The following is a 16,356-nucleotide window of genomic DNA, read 5'->3' as shown; positions in this document are numbered from 1 at the left end:
CTGACGCAACCGTGACGCCCAGCCGGAGAGCATCTATGACCGGGGCACCCCTCGACATCTCGTCGCCCAACTGGCCGGTCCCGCCCGAAGGCGGCTGGACCGCCGACGACCTGGACCGCCTCCCAGACCTGCCGATGCATACGCAGTTGATCGACGCAAGCCTGGTTTTCCCCTGTCGGCAGTCGGTCTTCCACGAGCGTGCCATGAGCTTCTTCGGCAGGCAGCTCGACGATGCCGCCCCACCGGGGCTCGAAGTCCTCTGCCGGTTCACCATCGACATCGATCGGCAGAACAGACCGGAGCCGGACGTGATCGTCGTAAGAGAAGAGGCCCTGACCAGCCTCGATCAGACTCGACTGCCGGCAGCGGCGCTCGCCTTGGCCGTCGAGGTCGTCTCCGACGACTCCGTGTCACGGGACCGCGAGACCAAGCCTGTGAAGTACGCCCGAGCCAAGATCCCCCACTACTGGCGGGTCGAGGACGAGAACGGCCGCGCCGCGGTGCACGCCTTCGAGCTTGAGCCGACCACCGGCGCGTACACCAGCGTGGGCATCTTCCGCGACCGTATGAAGGTGGACGTGTCCTTCCCTGTTGACCTGAATCTCGCAGAGATCAAGACGCACCCCGCCAAGCGCTGAGCGCCCCGACACACGGCCGCCCGGCACCCCAGGACCAGGGATGCCGGGCGGCCGCACGTCCGGATCGGCTCAGCGCACAAACACCCCCGCATCCCCCGCCAGATCCAGGAAGTACTGCGGCGCCACACCCAACACCAGCGTCACCGCAACCCCCACCCCGATCGCCGTCATCGTCAGCGGCGACGGCACCGCGACCGTCGGCCCCTCGGGGCGCGGCTCGCTGAAGAACATCAGCACGATGACCCGGATGTAGAAGAACGCGGCGATCGCCGAGGAGATCACGCCGACCACCACCAGCGGCGCCGCCCCGCCCTCCGCCGCCGCCTTGAACACGGCGAACTTCCCGGCGAACCCGGAGGTCAGCGGAATGCCCGCGAAAGCGAGCAGGAACACCGCGAACACGGCCGCGACCAGCGGCGAACGGCGGCCCAGACCGGCCCACTTGGACAGGTGCGTCGCCTCACCGCCGGCGTCACGCACCAGCGTCACCACCGCGAACGCGCCGATCGTCACGAACGAGTACGCCGCCAGGTAGAAGAGGACCGACGAGACGCCGTCCGGACTCGTCGCGATGACACCGGCCAGGATGAAGCCGGCGTGCGCGATCGACGAGTACGCCAGCAGCCGCTTGATGTCGGTCTGCGTGATCGCGACGATCGCACCGCCCAGCATGGTGACGATCGCGACGCCCCACATCACCGGCCGCCAGTCCCAGCGCAGCCCCGGCAGCACGACGTACAGGATGCGCAGCAGCGCGCCGAACGCGGCCACCTTGGTCGCCGCTGCCATGAAGCCGGTCACCGGCGTCGGCGCCCCCTGGTACACATCCGGCGTCCACATGTGGAACGGGACAGCGCCCACCTTGAACAGCAGCCCCATGACGATCAGCGCGGCGCCGAGCAGGAGCAGCGCGTCGTTGCCCATGGTGTCCGCGAGCGCCGGCGTGACGTCGGTGACCGTGCCGTCGACGACCCGGGCGATCGTCGCGTACGACATCGAGCCGGAGTAGCCGTACAGCATCGCGATGCCGAACAGCGTGAACGCGGAGGCGAACGCACCGAGCAGGAAGTACTTGACCGCGGCCTCCTGCGACATCAGCCGTTTGCGACGGGCCAGCGCGCACATCAGGTACAGCGGCAGCGAGAAGACCTCCAGGGCCACGAACAGCGTCAGCAGGTCGTTGGCCGCGGGGAAGAGCAGCATGCCGGCGACCGCGAAGAGCAGCAGCGGGAAGACCTCGGTCGTGGTGAAACCGGCCTTCACCGCGGCCTTCTCGCTGTCGCTGCCGGGCACGGAGGCCGCCTGCGCGGCGAAGGAGTCGACCCGGTTGCCGTGGGCGGCCGGGTCCAGTCGCCGTTCGGCGAAGGTGAACAGGGCGACCAGCGCGGCCAGCAGGATCGTGCCCTGCAGGAACAGGGCCGGCCCGTCGACCGCGATGGCGCCCATCGCCGCGATACGCGCCTTGGTGGTGCCGTATCCGTCCGCCGCCAGGGCGACGGCCGCGGCGAACGCGGCGGCGAGGCCGACGACGGACACGAACATCTGGGCGTAATAACGGGATTTGCGCGGTACGAACGCCTCGACCAGCACCCCGACGATCGCCGCGCCGATGACGATCAGCATGGGCGACAGTTGTGCGTACTCGATCTTCGGCGCGTCGATCTTGCCGATGGGATCGGCCGCGGTTGTCCACAGGCTGTGGACGGCTGTTGCGCTCACTTGGCCGCCTCCACCTCGGGCTGAGGGTCTGTCTTCTGTACGTCGGACATGGTCTGCTGCACCGCCGGGTTGACGATGTCCGTGACGGGCTTCGGGTAGACACCCAGGAAGATCAACAGTGCGACCAGCGGGGCGACCACCACGAGCTCACGCACTCTGAGGTCCGGCATCGCGGAGACCTCCGGCTTCACCGGCCCCGTCATCGTCCGCTGGTAGAGGACGAGGGTGTAGAGCGCGGCGAGGACGATGCCGAAGGTGGCGATGATGCCGATCGCCGGGTAGCGCGTGAACGTACCGACGAGGACCAGGAATTCACTCACGAACGGAGCGAGTCCGGGCAACGACAGCGTCGCGAGGGCGCCGATCAGGAAGGTGCCGGCGAGCACCGGGGCGACCTTCTGCACTCCTCCGTAGTCGGCGATGAGCCGCGAGCCGCGCCGCGAGATCAGGAATCCGGCCACCAGCATCAGCGCGGCCGTCGAGATGCCGTGGTTGACCATGTACAGCGTCGCGCCCGACTGGCCCTGGCTGGTCATCGCGAAGATGCCCATGATGATGAAGCCGAAGTGGGAGATCGACGCGTACGCCACCAGTCGCTTGATGTCCCGCTGGCCGACCGCGAGCAGCGCCCCGTAGATGATGCTGATCAGGGCGAGGACGAGGATGACCGGCGTCGCCCACTTCGACGCCTCCGGGAACAGCTGGAGGCAGAAGCGGAGCATCGCGAAGGTGCCCACCTTGTCGACGACCGCGGTGATCAGCACCGCGACCGGGGCGGTGGCCTCCCCCATCGCGTTCGGCAGCCAGGTGTGCAGCGGCCACAGTGGGGCCTTCACCGCGAAGGCGAAGAAGAAGCCCAGGAACAGCCAGCGTTCGGTGCTGGTCGCCATGTCCAGCGAGCCGTTGGCCCGTGCCTCGGCGATCTCCTGGAGCGAGAAGTTCCCGGCGACCACATAGAGGCCGATCACCGCGGCCAGCATGATCAGACCGCCGGCCAGGTTGTAGAGGAGGAACTTCACGGCCGCGTACGACCGTTGCGTGGACGCCGCCTCCTCGCCGTGCTCGTGGGCACGGTCCCCGAAGCCGCCGATGAGGAAGTACATCGGGATGAGCATGGCTTCGAAGAAGATGTAGAAGAGGAAGACGTCGGTGGCCTCGAAGGAGAGGATCACCATCGCCTCGACGGCCAGGATCAGGGCGAAGAAGCCCTGTGTCGGCCGCCACCGCCTGCTTCCGGTCTCCAGTGGGTCGGCGTCGTGCCAGCCCGCGAGGATGATGAACGGGATCAGCAGCGCCGTGAGCGCGATGAGCGCCACCGCGATGCCGTCCACGCCCAGCTCGTATCTCACCCCGAAGTCCGCGATCCAGGCGTGGGATTCGGTGAGCTGGTAGCGGTCGCCGTCCGGGTCGAAGCGGATCAGGACCGTGATGGCGAGGGCGAGGGTGGCGAGCGAGACGAGCAGCGCCAGCCACTTGGCGGCGTTGCGCCGCGCGGCCGGTACCGCGGCCGTGGCGATCGCCCCGAGTGCCGGGAGCGCCGCCGTCGCTGTCAGCAGAGGAAAGGACATCGGTATCAGACCGCCCTCATCAGCAGGGTCGCGGCGACGATGAGCGCCGCGCCGCCGAACATCGAGACCGCGTAACTGCGCGCGTAGCCGTTCTGCAGTCGGCGCATCCGTCCGGACAGGCCGCCGACCGAGGCGGCCGTGCCGTTGACGACTCCGTCGACCAGGGTGTGGTCGACGTACACCAGGGAGCGCGTGAGGTGCTCGCCGCCGCGGACCAGGACGACGTGGTTGAAGTCGTCCTGGAGCAGGTCGCGCCGGGCGGCCCGGGTGAGCAGCGACCCGCGCGGGGCGACGACCGGGACCGGGCGGCGGCCGTACTGCGCGTACGCGATGCCGACGCCGATCACCATCACGGCCACGGTGGCCAGCGTGACCGTGAGGGCGCTGACCGGCGGGTGCCCGTGCTCATGGCCGGTGACCGGCTCCAGCCAGTGCACGAAGCGGTCACCGATGCTGAAGAACGCGCCGCCGAAGACCGACCCGACGGCCAGCAGGATCATGGGGATCGTCATGACCTTGGGCGACTCGTGCGGGTGCGGCTCCGCGTGCTCGCCGCGCGTTTCGGCGGCGGGCTCCACGCTTGGCTCGGCCGGGGACGGTGTCGGGGCGTGCCGCCAGCGCTCCTCGCCGAAGAACGTCAGCAGCATCACGCGCGTCATGTAGTACGCCGTGATGGCCGCGCCGAGGAGGGCCGCACCGCCGAGGATCCAGCCTTCGGTACCGCCCTTGGCGAACGCCGCCTCGATGATCTTGTCCTTGGAGAAGAAGCCGGACAGACCGGGGAAGCCGATGATCGCGAGGTAGCCGAGGCCGAAGGTGACGAAGGTGATCGGCATGTACTTGCGCAGGCCGCCGTACTTGCGCATGTCGACCTCGTCGTTCATGCCGTGCATCACCGAACCGGCGCCGAGGAACAGCCCGGCCTTGAAGAAGCCGTGCGTCACCAGGTGCATGATCGCGAAGATGTAGCCGATGGGGCCGAGGCCCGCGGCGAGGATCATGTAGCCGATCTGCGACATGGTCGAGCCGGCCAGCGCCTTCTTGATGTCGTCCTTCGCGCAACCGACGATCGCACCGAACAGGAGCGTGACCGCACCCACGATGGTGACCACGAGCTGGGCGTCGGGCGCGGCGTTGAAGATCGCTCCGGAACGGACGATCAGGTACACGCCCGCCGTCACCATCGTCGCGGCGTGGATGAGGGCCGAGACCGGGGTCGGGCCCTCCATCGCGTCCCCGAGCCAGGACTGGAGCGGTACCTGGGCGGACTTGCCGCAGGCGGCGAGCAGCAGCATCAGGCCGATGGCGGTGAGCGTGCCCTCGGAGGTGTCGCCGACGAGACCCGGCTCCTCGTGGCTGCCGAGCACCGGGCCGAAGGCGAAGGTCCCGAAGGTCGCGAACATGATCATGATCGCGATCGACAGGCCCATGTCGCCGACACGGTTGACCAGGAAGGCCTTCTTCGCGGCGGTCGCGGCGCTGGGCTTGTGCTGCCAGAAGCCGATCAGCAGGTAGGAGGCGAGGCCGACGCCCTCCCAGCCGACGTACAGCAGCAGGTAGTTGTCGGCGAGGACGAGCAGCAGCATCGCCGCCAGGAACAGGTTCAGGTAGCCGAAGAAGCGGCGGCGCCGCTCGTCGTGCTCCATGTACCCGACCGAGTAGAGGTGGATCAGCGAGCCGACGCCGGTGATCAGCAGTACGAACGTCATGGACAGCTGGTCGAGCTGGAAGGCCACGTCGGCCTGGAAGCCCTCGACCGGGATCCAGCTGAACAGGTGCTGCGTGAGCGTCCGGTGCTCGGCGTCCTTGCCCAGCAGGTCGGCGAAGAGGACGACGCCGAGGATGAAGGAGACGGCCGCGAGCACCGTGCCGATCCAGTGGCCGACGGCATCGAGCCGCCGGCCGCCGCACAGCAGGACGGCCGCTCCGAGCAGGGGCGCCGCGATCAGCAGCGCAATCAGGTTCTCCACGATTCTTCCGACCCCTTACAGCTTCATCAGGCTGGCGTCGTCGACCGAGGCCGAGTGACGGGCACGGAACAGCGACACGATGATCGCGAGCCCGACCACGACCTCGGCGGCGGCGACGACCATCGTGAAGAAGGCGATGATCTGGCCGTCGAGATTGCCGTGCATCCGGGAGAAGGCGACGAACGCGAGGTTGCAGGCGTTGAGCATCAGCTCGATGCACATGAACAGCACGATCGCGTTCCGCCGGATCAGCACGCCGGTCGCGCCGATCGTGAACAGCAGGGCGGCGAGATAGAGGTAGTAGACGGGGTTCACTTCGACGCCTCCTCGGTCCGCTTGAACGGCGGCGGCTCGATCGCGTTCCGCTCCAGGCGTTCCTCCGCGCGCTGTTCCAGCGCCCGCAGGTCGTTGATCGCCTCGGTCGACACGTCCCTGATCTGGCCCCGTTCGCGCAGCGTCTTGCTGACGGTCAGATCGGACGGGGTGCCGTCGGGCAGCAGCCCCGCGATGTCCACGGCGTTGTGCCGGGCGTACACACCGGGCGCCGGCAGCGGCGGTACGTACTTGCCCTCGCGCACGCGCTGCTCGGACAGTTCGCGCTGGGTCTTGGCGCGCTCGGTGCGCTCGCGGTGGGTGAGCACCATGGCACCGACGGCGGCCGTGATCAGCAGGACGCCGGTGAGTTCGAAGGCGAAGACGTACTTGGTGAAGATGAGGGCCGCCAGGCCCTCCACGTTGCCGCCCGCGTTCGCCTGGCCGAGGCCGTTGAACTCCTTCAGGGAGGCGTTGCCGATGCCGCCGACCAGCAGGATGCCGAAGCCGAGCCCGCACAGCAGGGCCAGCCAGCGCTGGCCCTTGATGGCCTCCTTCAGGGAGTCCGCCGCGGTGACGCCGACGAGCATCACCACGAACAGGAACAGCATCATGATCGCGCCGGTGTAGACGACGATCTGCACGATGCCCAGGAAGTAGGCGCCGTTGGCGAGGTAGAACACCGCCAGGACGATCATGGTGCCGGCCAGGCAGAGCGCACTGTGCACGGCCTTCTTCATGAAGACGGTGCACAGGGCGCCGATCACCGCGACGGTGCCGAGGATCCAGAACTGGACGGCCTCTCCGGTGGAGGTGGTGTAGGCGGCGAGCTGCATGCTCATGCGTCCACCTCCTCTTCGGAAGGCTTCTCTCCCTTGGAGACGGCGACTTGCTGGACCGTGCCGGGCGCGGCCTCGGTGACCAGCCCCCGGTAGTAGTCCTGCTCGTCCATCCCCGGGTAGATCGCGTGGGGCGAGTCGACCATGCCCTCTTCGAGGCCGGCGAGCAGCTGCTCCTTGGTGTAGATGAGGTTGGCGCGGGTGGAGTCGGCCAGCTCGAAATCGTTCGTCATCGTGAGCGCGCGCGTGGGGCACGCCTCGATGCACAGGCCGCACAGGATGCAGCGGGCGTAGTTGATCTGGTACACGCGCCCGTACCGCTCGCCGGGCGAGTAGCGCTCCTCGTCGGTGTTGTCCGCGCCCTCCACATAGATGGCGTCGGCGGGGCAGGCCCAGGCGCACAGCTCGCAGCCGACGCACTTCTCCAGGCCGTCCGGATGGCGGTTGAGCTGGTGCCGTCCGTGGAACCGGGGGGCGGTGGTCTTCTGCTGCTCCGGGTACTGCTCGGTCAGCCGCTTCTTGAACATGGCCTTGAAGGTCACGCCGAAGCCGGCCACGGGGTTCAGGAAACCGGGCTTGGTCTCCTTGGGCTCCTCAGCCATCGGACGCCTCCTTTCCATCCAGAGATTCGTCACTCTGAGTATCAGGCCCACCACTGACAATCAGCTCCCGCTCACGCCGCGACCTGCGTCGCGGCACCGGCGGCAACTCCTGTCCGGGCAGCGGCGGTACGGGGAATCCGCCCGCCATCGGGTCGAAGCCGGCGGCCTGGGCGGGCGGTTCGGGCGCGGGTTTGCCGCGCTCGCGGAAGAAGTCCGCGACGAAGGAGAGCAGGAGCAGGGCGAGGACTCCGCCGCCGACGTAGAGGGCGATGTCGGCGAAGTCGTAGTTCTCGTTGCGCAGGGTCCGCACGGTCGCGACGAGCATCAGCCAGACCACGGAGACCGGGATGAGGACCTTCCAGCCGAGCTTCATCAGCATGTCGTAGCGGATCCGCGGGAGCGTGCCGCGCAGCCAGATGAAGAAGAACAGCAGCAGCTGCACCTTGAGGACGAACCAGAGCATCGGCCACCAGCCGTGGTTCGCGCCCTCCCAGAAGGTGGAGACCGGCCAGGGTGCCCGCCAGCCGCCCAGGAAGAGCGTCACGGACACGGCCGAGACCGTCACCATGTTCACGTACTCGGCGAGCATGAACATCGCGAACTTGATCGACGAGTACTCGGTGTTGAAACCGCCGACCAGGTCGCCCTCGGACTCCGGCATGTCGAACGGGGCGCGGTTGGTCTCGCCGACCATGGTCACGATGTAGATCAGGAACGAGACCGGCAGCAGGATGATGTACCAGCGGTCCGCCTGCGCCTCGACGATCGCCGATGTCGACATCGACCCCGAGTAGAGGAAGACGGAGGCGAACGCGGCGCCCATGGCGATCTCGTAGGAGATCATCTGCGCGCAGGCGCGCAGACCGCCGAGCAGCGGATAGGTGGATCCGGAGCTCCAACCCGCCAGCACGATGCCGTAGATGCCCACCGAGGCGACCGCGAGGATGTAGAGCATCGCGATCGGCAGGTCGGTGAGCTGCATCGTGGTGCGCTGGCCGAAGATCGAGATCTCGTTGCCGGCCGGGCCGAAGGGGATCACCGCGATCGCCATGAACGCCGGGATGGCCGCGACGATCGGCGCGAGGACGTAGACCACCTTGTCCGCGCGTTTGACGATGACGTCTTCCTTGAGCATCAGCTTGATGCCGTCGGCGAGCGACTGGAGCATGCCCCAGGGGCCGTGCCGGTTGGGGCCGATGCGCAGTTGCATCCAGGCGACGACCTTGCGCTCCCAGACGATGGAGAACAGCACGGTCACCATCAGGAAGGCGAAGCAGAAGACCGCCTTGACGGCGACCAGCCACCACGGGTCGCGGCCGAACATCGAGAGGTCTTCAACGGCGAGGTACGGGCTCATGCCTCCACCTCCTTGGGGGCCTCGCTGGCGAGGGTCGCCGGGCCGATGCGGACGAGGGAGCCGGGCAGAGCCCCGGTGCCGGAGGCGACGCCCCCGCCGACCGAGTTCAGCGGGAGCCAGACCACACGGTCGGGCATCTCGGTGATCTGCAACGGGAGCTCGACGGTGCCGGCGGGGCCGGTCACGGCAAGCGCGTCGCCGTCCTTGACGCCCGCCTCGGCGGCCGTGGCGGGCGACACGCGCGCGCGTGCGGCGTGCCGGGTCCCGGCGAGCGCCTCGTCGCCCTCCTGGAACACACCCCGGTCGAGCAGCAGCCGGTGCCCGGCCAGGACGGCTTCCCCGGCCGCCGGACGCGGCAGCACGCTCGCCGTCTCGAGGGGGTCGGTGGCCCGCGGTCCGTCCCAGACCCCGAGTCGGTCCAGCTCCGCGCGCGCGGTCCGCAGATCCGGCAGACCCAGGTGTACGTCCATGGCGTCGGCCAGCATCTGCAGCACGCGTGCGTCGGTGGGTGCCAGTCGGCGGCTCATCTGGTCGGGCTTGAGCGCGGCCTCGAAGAAGCGGACCCGGCCCTCCCAGTTGAGGAAGGCGCCCGCCTTCTCGGCGACCGCGGCGACCGGGAGGACCACGTCCGCGAGTTCCGTGACCTCGCTGGGCCGCAGTTCGAGCGACACCACGAAGCCGACTTCGGCGAGTGCTTCACGCGCGCGTGCCGGGTCGGGCAGGTCGGTGATCTCCACGCCCGCGACCAGCAGTGCCTGGAGGTCGCCGTTTGCGGCGGCCTGGATGATCCGGCCGGTGTCACGGCCGTAGCGGTGCGGGAGGTCGGCGACACCCCAGGCGGCGGCGACCTCCTCACGCGCGCGTGGGTCGGTGGCCGGACGTCCGCCCGGCAGCAGCGACGGCAACGCGCCCGCTTCGATGGCGCCCCGCTCCCCTGCGCGACGCGGGATCCACACCAGCTGCGCGCCGGTCGCGGAGGCGGCCCGTACGGCGGCGGTGAGGCCACCGGCGACCCCGGCCAGCCGCTCGCCGACGACGATCACCGCGCCCTCGGCGCGCAGCGCCTGAGCGGCCCTGGCGCCGTCCTCCTCCAGGCCGACCCCGCTCGCGAGCGCGTCCAGCCACTCGGTCTCGGTACCCGGAGCCGCCGGCAGCAGCGTGCCGCCGGCCTTCTCCAGACCACGCGTGGTGTGCGTGGCCAGCGAGAACACCTTCTGTCCGTGCCCCCGCCAGGCCTTGCGCAGCCGCAGGAAGACGCCGGGGGCCTCCTCCTCCGACTCGAACCCGGCCAGCAGGACGGCGGGCGCCTTCTCCAGGGAGGTGTACGTGACACCCTCACCGTCGAGGTCGCGCCCGCGTCCGGCGATCCGCGCGGCGAGGAAGTCGGCCTCCTCGCTGCTGTGCGGACGCGCGCGGAAGTCGATGTCGTTGGTGTCGAGCGCCACGCGCGCGAACTTGCTGTAGGCGTAGGCGTCCTCGATGGTGAGACGGCCGCCCGTGAGGACACCGGTGCGCCCGCGCGAGGCGAGGAGTCCCTGAGCGGCGATCTGCAGCGCTTCCGGCCAGGAGGCGGGCACCAGATCGCCCTCGGGGTTGCGTACCAGAGGCGTCTCCAGCCGGTCCCGCAGCTGCGCGTACCGGAACGCGAAGCGCCCCTTGTCGCAGATCCACTCCTCGTTGACCTCGGGGTCGTTGGCGGCGAGCCGCCGCATGACCTTGCCGCGCCGGTGGTCGGTGCGCGTGGCGCAGCCGCCGGAGCAGTGCTCGCACACGGAGGGTGAGGAGACGAGGTCGAAGGGGCGGGAGCGGAAGCGGTACGCCGCCGAGGTGAGTGCGCCGACCGGGCAGATCTGGATGGTGTTCCCGGAGAAGTACGACTCGAAGGGGTCGCCCTCACCGGTCCCGACCTGCTGGAGCGCGCCGCGCTCGAGCAGCTCGATCATCGGGTCACCGGCGACCTGGTTGGAGAACCGGGTGCAGCGCGCGCACAGCACGCACCGCTCGCGGTCGAGCAGCACCTGCGAGGAGATCGGGACCGGCTTCTCGAAGGTCCGCTTCCTGCCCTCGAAGCGGGACTCGGCGTTGCCGTGCGACATGGCCTGGTTCTGCAGCGGGCACTCGCCGCCCTTGTCGCAGACCGGGCAGTCCAGCGGGTGGTTGATGAGCAGCAGCTCCATCACACCCTTCTGGGCCTTCTCGGCGACCGGCGAGGTGAGGTGGGTCTTCACCACCATCCCGTCGGTGCAGGTGATGGTGCAGGACGCCATGGGCTTGCGCTGACCCTCGACCTCGACGATGCACTGGCGGCAGGCGCCGGCCGGGTCGAGGAGGGGATGGTCGCAGAACCGGGGGATCTCGATGCCGAGTTGCTCGGCAGCCCGGATGACCAGAGTGCCCTTGGGCACGCTGATCTCGATGCCGTCGATCGTCAGCGTCACCAGATCTTCCGGCGGGACCGCCGCCTCTCCCCCTCCGGAGGGAGCGCTCGTGGTCACAGTCATGCGTTCACCTCCGTGCGGTGGTCGGCCCAGGCCGTCGACTTGGCCGGGTCGAAGGGGCAGCCGCGGCCCGTGATGTGCTGCTCGTACTCCTCGCGGAAGTACTTCAGCGAGGAGAAGATCGGCGAGGCGGCACCGTCGCCGAGGGCACAGAAGGACTTGCCGTTGATGTTGTCGGCGATGTCGTTCAGCTTGTCGAGGTCACTCATCACGCCCTTGCCGGCCTCGATGTCACGCAGCAACTGCACGAGCCAGTACGTGCCTTCGCGGCAGGGTGTGCACTTGCCGCAGGACTCATGGGCGTAGAACTCGGTCCAGCGGGTGACGGCGCGGACGACGCAGGTCGTCTCGTCGAAGCACTGCAGGGCTTTCGTGCCGAGCATGGAACCCGCGGCGCCCACTCCTTCGTAGTCAAGAGGGACATCGAGATGCTCGTCGGTGAACATCGGTGTCGAGGAGCCGCCCGGCGTCCAGAACTTCAGTCGGTGGCCGGGTCGCATCCCGCCGCTCATGTCGAGGAGTTGGCGCAGCGTGATACCGAGCGGGGCCTCGTACTGGCCGGGGCTCGCGACATGGCCGCTGAGCGAGTAGAGCGTGAAGCCCGGGGACTTCTCGCTGCCCATCGACCTGAACCATTCCTTGCCGTTTTTCAGGATGGCGGGAACCGACGCGATCGACTCGACGTTGTTCACCACAGTCGGGCACGCATAGAGGCCCGCGACAGCAGGGAAGGGGGGACGGAGCCGCGGTTGACCACGGCGGCCCTCGAGCGAGTCCAGCAGTGCGGTCTCCTCACCGCAGATGTACGCGCCCGCGCCCGCGTGCACGGTGATGTCGAGGTCGAGTCCGCTGCCCAGGATGTTCTTGCCGAGGTAGCCGGCCGCGTAGGCCTCAGCGACAGCTGAGTGCAGCCGCCGCAATACGGGGACGACCTCACCACGCAGATAGATGAAGGCATGCGACGACCTGATGGCATAACACGCCATGATCATGCCCTCGATGAGGCTGTGCGGGTTCGCGAAGAGGAGCGGAATGTCCTTGCAGGTTCCGGGCTCCGATTCGTCGGCGTTGACAACTAGATAGTGCGGTTTTCCATCACCTTGGGGAATGAACTGCCATTTCATTCCCGTCGGGAATCCCGCGCCGCCGCGGCCGCGCAGCCCGGAGTCCTTGACGTACGCGATGAGGTCGTCCGGCGACATCGCGAGCGCCTTGCGGAGCCCCTCGTATCCCTCGTGCCTTCGGTACACGTCCAGCGTCCAGGACCTGTCCTCGTCCCAGAAGGCCGACAGCACGGGTGCGAGCAGCTTCTCGGGGCTCGGGTCCTTGAGCTCGGGTGCCAACGTCATCACTCCCCCTCCTCTGCGACAGGCCCGGCGGGGTGCGCGGGGTCGGATGCCGATGTGTCCTGCGGCGCGTCGTGCGAGCTGAGGTGTTCGGCGGGCGACGGCTCGTGAACGGCCCTGTCCTGCGGCGCGTCGTGCGGTCCCCCCTCCCGCGGGTGGACCACGCGCGCGGGTGCGGCCTCTCCCCTGGCCAGGCGGAGGCCCACCAGCGAAGCGGGTCCCGCGCTGCCGGTCGCCTCGACGGCCCCGGCCCGCTCGTCGGGGAAGCCCGCCAGGATCCGGGCGGTCTCCTTGAACGTGCACAGCGGGGCCCCGCGGGTCGGCGCGACCTGTGCTCCCGCGCGCAAGTCGTCCACCAGGCGCTTCGCACTGTCCACGGTCTGGTTGTCGAAGAACTCCCAGTTGACCATCACGACCGGCGCGAAGTCGCAGGCCGCGTTGCACTCGATGTGCTCCAGGGTCACCTTGCCGTCGTCGGTGGTCTCGCCGTTGCCGACGCCCAGGTGCTCCTGGAGCGCCTCGAAGATCGCGTCACCGCCCATCACCGCGCACAGCGTGTTGGTGCACACCCCGACCTGGTAGTCACCGGAGGGCCTGCGCCGGTACATGGTGTAGAAGGTGGCGACCGCGGTGACCTCCGCCGTGGTCAGGTGCAGCATGTCCGCGCAGAACCGCATTCCGGTGCGCGTGACATGGCCCTCCTCCGACTGCACCAGGTGCAGCAACGGCAGGAGGGCGGACCGGGAGTCGGGGTAGCGGGCGATGATCTCGCGCGCGTCCCGCTCGAGCCGGGCTCGAACGTCGTCCGGGTAGTCGGGCGCGGGCAGTTCGGGCATGCCCAGGCTGACGCCCCGCTCCGAGGAACTGGTGGTCACCGGTCGACGCCTCCCATCACGGGGTCGATGGACGCGACGGCGACGATGACGTCGGCGACCTGGCCGCCCTCGCACATCGCCGCCATGGCCTGCAGATTGGTGAAGGACGGGTCGCGGAAGTGGACCCGGTAGGGGCGGGTGCCGCCGTCGGACACGGCGTGCACCCCGAGCTCGCCCTTGGGCGACTCGACCGCCGTGTACGCCTGTCCCGGCGGGACGCGGAAGCCCTCGGTCACCAGCTTGAAGTGGTGGATCAGGGCCTCCATGGAGGTGCCCATGATCTTCTTGATGTGGTCGAGGGAGTTGCCCAGTCCGTCCGGTCCGAGGGCGAGCTGGGCCGGCCAGGCGATCTTCTTGTCGGCGACCATGACCGGTCCCGGCTGCAGCCGGTCCAGGCACTGCTCGACGATCCTGAGCGACTGGCGCATCTCCTCGAGGCGGATCAGGAAGCGGCCGTATGCGTCGCAGGTGTCTGCGGTCGGGATGTCGAAGTCGTACGTCTCGTAGCCGCAGTACGGCTGGGCCTTGCGCAGGTCGTGCGGCAGGCCGGTGGCGCGCAGGATCGGTCCGGTGGCGCCGAGGGCCATGCAGCCGGCCAGGTCGAGATAGCCGATGTCCTGCATGCGGGCCTTGAAGATGGGGTTCCCGGTGGCGAGCTTGTCGTACTCCGGGAGGTTCTTCTTCATCTTCTTCACGAACTCGCGGATCTGGTCCACCGCACCGGGCGGCAGGTCCTGGGCGAGTCCGCCGGGCCGGATGTACGCGTGGTTCATCCTGAGGCCCGTGATGAGCTCGTAGATGTCGAGAATCATTTCACGATCACGGAATCCGTAGATCATGATCGTGGTGGCGCCCAGCTCCATGCCGCCGGTGGCGATGCACACCAGGTGCGAGGAGAGCCGGTTCAGCTCCATCAGGAGCACCCGGATGATCGTGGCCCGGTCGGGGATCTGGTCCTCGATGCCGAGGAGTTTCTCGACGGCGAGGCAGTAGCCGGTCTCGTTGAAGAAGGACGTCAGGTAGTCCATGCGCGTCACGAACGTGGTGCCCTGCGTCCACGTGCGGAACTCGAGGTTCTTCTCGATGCCGGTGTGGAGGTAGCCGATGCCGCAGCGGGCCTCGGTGACCGTCTCGCCCTCGATCTCCAGGATGAGGCGGAGCACACCGTGGGTGGACGGGTGCTGGGGGCCCATGTTGACGACGATGCGTTCGTCGTCGGCGCGGGCCGCGGACTGGACGACCTCGTCCCAGTCGCCACCGGTGACCGTATATACGGTGCCCTCGGTGGTCTCGCGTGCCGACGCGGCGGCTGTTGAGTGCGTGCTCACGAGTACGACCTCCGCTGGTCCGGAGCCGGGATCTGGGCGCCCTTGTACTCGACGGGGATGCCGCCGAGGGGGTAGTCCTTGCGCTGCGGATGGCCCTGCCAGTCGTCCGGCATCATGATCCGCGTCAGGGCCGGGTGACCGTCGAAGACGATGCCGAAGAAGTCATAGGTCTCGCGCTCGTGCCAGTCGTTGGTCGGATACACGGAGACCAGCGACGGGATGTGCCGGTCGCTGTCGGGGGCGCTGACTTCGAGGCGGATCAGCCGGTTGTGGGTGATCGAGCGCAGGTGGTAGACGGCGTGCAGCTCGCGGCCCTTGTCGTTCGGGTAGTGGACGCCGCTGACGCCGGTGCACAGTTCGAAGCGCAGGGCCGGGTCGTCGCGCAGGGTGCGGGCGACGCGGACCAGGTGCTCGCGTTCGATGTGGAAGGTGAGTTCGCCGCGGTCGACGACCGTCTTCTCGATGGCGTTCTCGGGGAGCAGGCCCTGCTCCTCCAGGGCGCCCTCGAGCTCGTCGGCGACCTCGTCGAACCAGCCGCCGTAGGGGCGGGCCGCCGGTCCCGGGAGCCGGACCGAGCGGACCAGGCCGCCGTAGCCGGAGGTGTCGCCGCCGTTGTTGGCGCCGAACATGCCGCGCTGGACGCGGATCTCCTCGCCGTGCTCGCCGCGCTGTCCGGGGAGGTTGGAGGCGCCGAGGTCCTTCTCGGGGTTGACCCCGTTCGACGCCCCGTTGGTGCCGTTCGCGTCGCTCATCGCAGCAGCCCCTTCATCTCGATCGTCGGCAGGGCCTTGAGCGCCGCTTCCTCCGCCTCCCGGGCCGCCTCCTCGGCGTTCACGCCGAGCTTGGAGGTCTGGATCTTGTGGTGGAGCTTGAGGATCGCGTCCATCAGCATCTCCGGCCGGGGCGGGCAGCCGGGGAGATAGATGTCGACCGGGACGATGTGGTCGACGCCCTGGACGATGGCGTAGTTGTTGAACATGCCGCCCGAGGACGCGCACACGCCCATGGAGATCACCCACTTGGGGTTCGGCATCTGGTCGTAGACCTGCCGCAGCACGGGCGCCATCTTCTGGCTGACCCGGCCGGCGACGATCATCAGGTCCGCCTGCCGGGGTGAACCGCGGAAGACCTCCATGCCGAAGCGCGCCAGGTCGTAGCGGCCTGCGCCGGTGGTCATCATCTCGATGGCACAGCAGGCGAGGCCGAACGTGGCGGGGAAGACCGACGCCTTGCGCACCCAGCCCGCGGCCTGCTCGACGGTGGTCAGCAGGAAACCGCTCGGCAGCTTTTCTTCGAGTCCCATG

The 16,356-nt window shown here is 68.7% G+C and carries 14 protein-coding genes; 1 reads left to right on the top strand and 13 read right to left on the bottom strand.

All coding sequences use genetic code 11. The annotated features are described in order from the left end of the window. Positions 1-35: 35 nt before the first annotated feature. Positions 36-638 (top strand): Uma2 family endonuclease, encoded by a 603-nt coding sequence (locus ACFVJQ_RS00175; protein WP_385779762.1) that lies wholly within the window; start codon positions 36-38, stop codon positions 636-638. Positions 639-707: 69 nt separating this feature from the next. Here ACFVJQ_RS00175 and nuoN read toward each other — a convergent pair whose 3' ends face one another. The 13 genes from nuoN to ACFVJQ_RS00110 are packed head-to-tail and all read right to left on the bottom strand — an operon-like array spanning position 708 to position 16,355. Next, positions 708-2,357, bottom strand: coding sequence for an NADH-quinone oxidoreductase subunit NuoN (gene nuoN, locus ACFVJQ_RS00170; protein WP_385512507.1), 1,650 nt, complete (start codon positions 2,355-2,357; stop codon positions 708-710). After that, positions 2,354-3,925 carry an NADH-quinone oxidoreductase subunit M gene (locus ACFVJQ_RS00165; RefSeq protein WP_385512508.1) on the bottom strand — a complete coding sequence of 524 codons (1,572 nt, stop codon included), beginning with the start codon at positions 3,923-3,925 and terminating at the stop codon, positions 2,354-2,356. The genes nuoN and ACFVJQ_RS00165 overlap by 4 nt, the downstream gene beginning before the upstream one ends. Positions 3,926-3,930: 5 nt before the next feature. Then, on the bottom strand, positions 3,931-5,895 hold the full coding sequence (nuoL, locus tag ACFVJQ_RS00160) for an NADH-quinone oxidoreductase subunit L (RefSeq protein ID WP_385512509.1): 1,965 nt from the start codon (positions 5,893-5,895) through the stop codon (positions 3,931-3,933). Positions 5,896-5,910: 15 nt separating this feature from the next. Then, on the bottom strand, positions 5,911-6,210 hold the full coding sequence (gene nuoK, locus ACFVJQ_RS00155) for an NADH-quinone oxidoreductase subunit NuoK (protein WP_129799341.1): 300 nt from the start codon (positions 6,208-6,210) through the stop codon (positions 5,911-5,913). Beyond that, positions 6,207-7,049: an NADH-quinone oxidoreductase subunit J gene (locus ACFVJQ_RS00150; protein WP_385779758.1), complete on the bottom strand. Its 843-nt coding sequence runs from the start codon at positions 7,047-7,049 to the stop codon at positions 6,207-6,209. Before ACFVJQ_RS00150 ends, nuoK begins: the two co-directional genes overlap by 4 nt. Continuing rightward, the gene (gene nuoI, locus ACFVJQ_RS00145; RefSeq protein ID WP_385779755.1) at positions 7,046-7,648 is read right to left on the bottom strand and encodes an NADH-quinone oxidoreductase subunit NuoI; all 603 of its coding nucleotides are present in this window, start codon (positions 7,646-7,648) and stop codon (positions 7,046-7,048) included. Before nuoI ends, ACFVJQ_RS00150 begins: the two co-directional genes overlap by 4 nt. Then, the gene (gene nuoH, locus ACFVJQ_RS00140; protein WP_385779752.1) at positions 7,641-9,005 is read right to left on the bottom strand and encodes an NADH-quinone oxidoreductase subunit NuoH; all 1,365 of its coding nucleotides are present in this window, start codon (positions 9,003-9,005) and stop codon (positions 7,641-7,643) included. Before nuoH ends, nuoI begins: the two co-directional genes overlap by 8 nt. Next, a complete protein-coding gene (locus tag ACFVJQ_RS00135) occupies positions 9,002-11,506 on the bottom strand; it encodes an NADH-quinone oxidoreductase subunit G (RefSeq protein WP_385779749.1) in 2,505 nt (834 codons plus the stop codon). Before ACFVJQ_RS00135 ends, nuoH begins: the two co-directional genes overlap by 4 nt. After that, entirely contained in the window at positions 11,503-12,852 is a 1,350-nt protein-coding gene (gene nuoF, locus ACFVJQ_RS00130) for an NADH-quinone oxidoreductase subunit NuoF (RefSeq protein ID WP_385779746.1), read from the bottom strand. Before nuoF ends, ACFVJQ_RS00135 begins: the two co-directional genes overlap by 4 nt. Next, positions 12,852-13,724, bottom strand: coding sequence for an NADH-quinone oxidoreductase subunit NuoE (gene nuoE / locus ACFVJQ_RS00125; RefSeq protein ID WP_385512515.1), 873 nt, complete (start codon positions 13,722-13,724; stop codon positions 12,852-12,854). The genes nuoF and nuoE overlap by 1 nt, the downstream gene beginning before the upstream one ends. Continuing rightward, positions 13,721-15,052, bottom strand: coding sequence for an NADH-quinone oxidoreductase subunit D (locus ACFVJQ_RS00120; protein WP_385266463.1), 1,332 nt, complete (start codon positions 15,050-15,052; stop codon positions 13,721-13,723). The genes nuoE and ACFVJQ_RS00120 overlap by 4 nt, the downstream gene beginning before the upstream one ends. After that, positions 15,049-15,804: an NADH-quinone oxidoreductase subunit C gene (locus ACFVJQ_RS00115; RefSeq protein ID WP_385512516.1), complete on the bottom strand. Its 756-nt coding sequence runs from the start codon at positions 15,802-15,804 to the stop codon at positions 15,049-15,051. Before ACFVJQ_RS00115 ends, ACFVJQ_RS00120 begins: the two co-directional genes overlap by 4 nt. After that, entirely contained in the window at positions 15,801-16,355 is a 555-nt protein-coding gene (locus tag ACFVJQ_RS00110) for an NADH-quinone oxidoreductase subunit B family protein (RefSeq protein WP_023547484.1), read from the bottom strand. Before ACFVJQ_RS00110 ends, ACFVJQ_RS00115 begins: the two co-directional genes overlap by 4 nt. Position 16,356: the final 1 nt, after the last annotated feature.

Source organism: Streptomyces sp. NPDC127197 (assembly GCF_042672405.1).
Classification (GTDB): domain Bacteria; phylum Actinomycetota; class Actinomycetes; order Streptomycetales; family Streptomycetaceae; genus Streptomyces; species Streptomyces flavusporus.
Note: the sequence above shows the minus strand (reverse complement) of the source record. Positions and strands in the feature narration are given on the sequence as shown.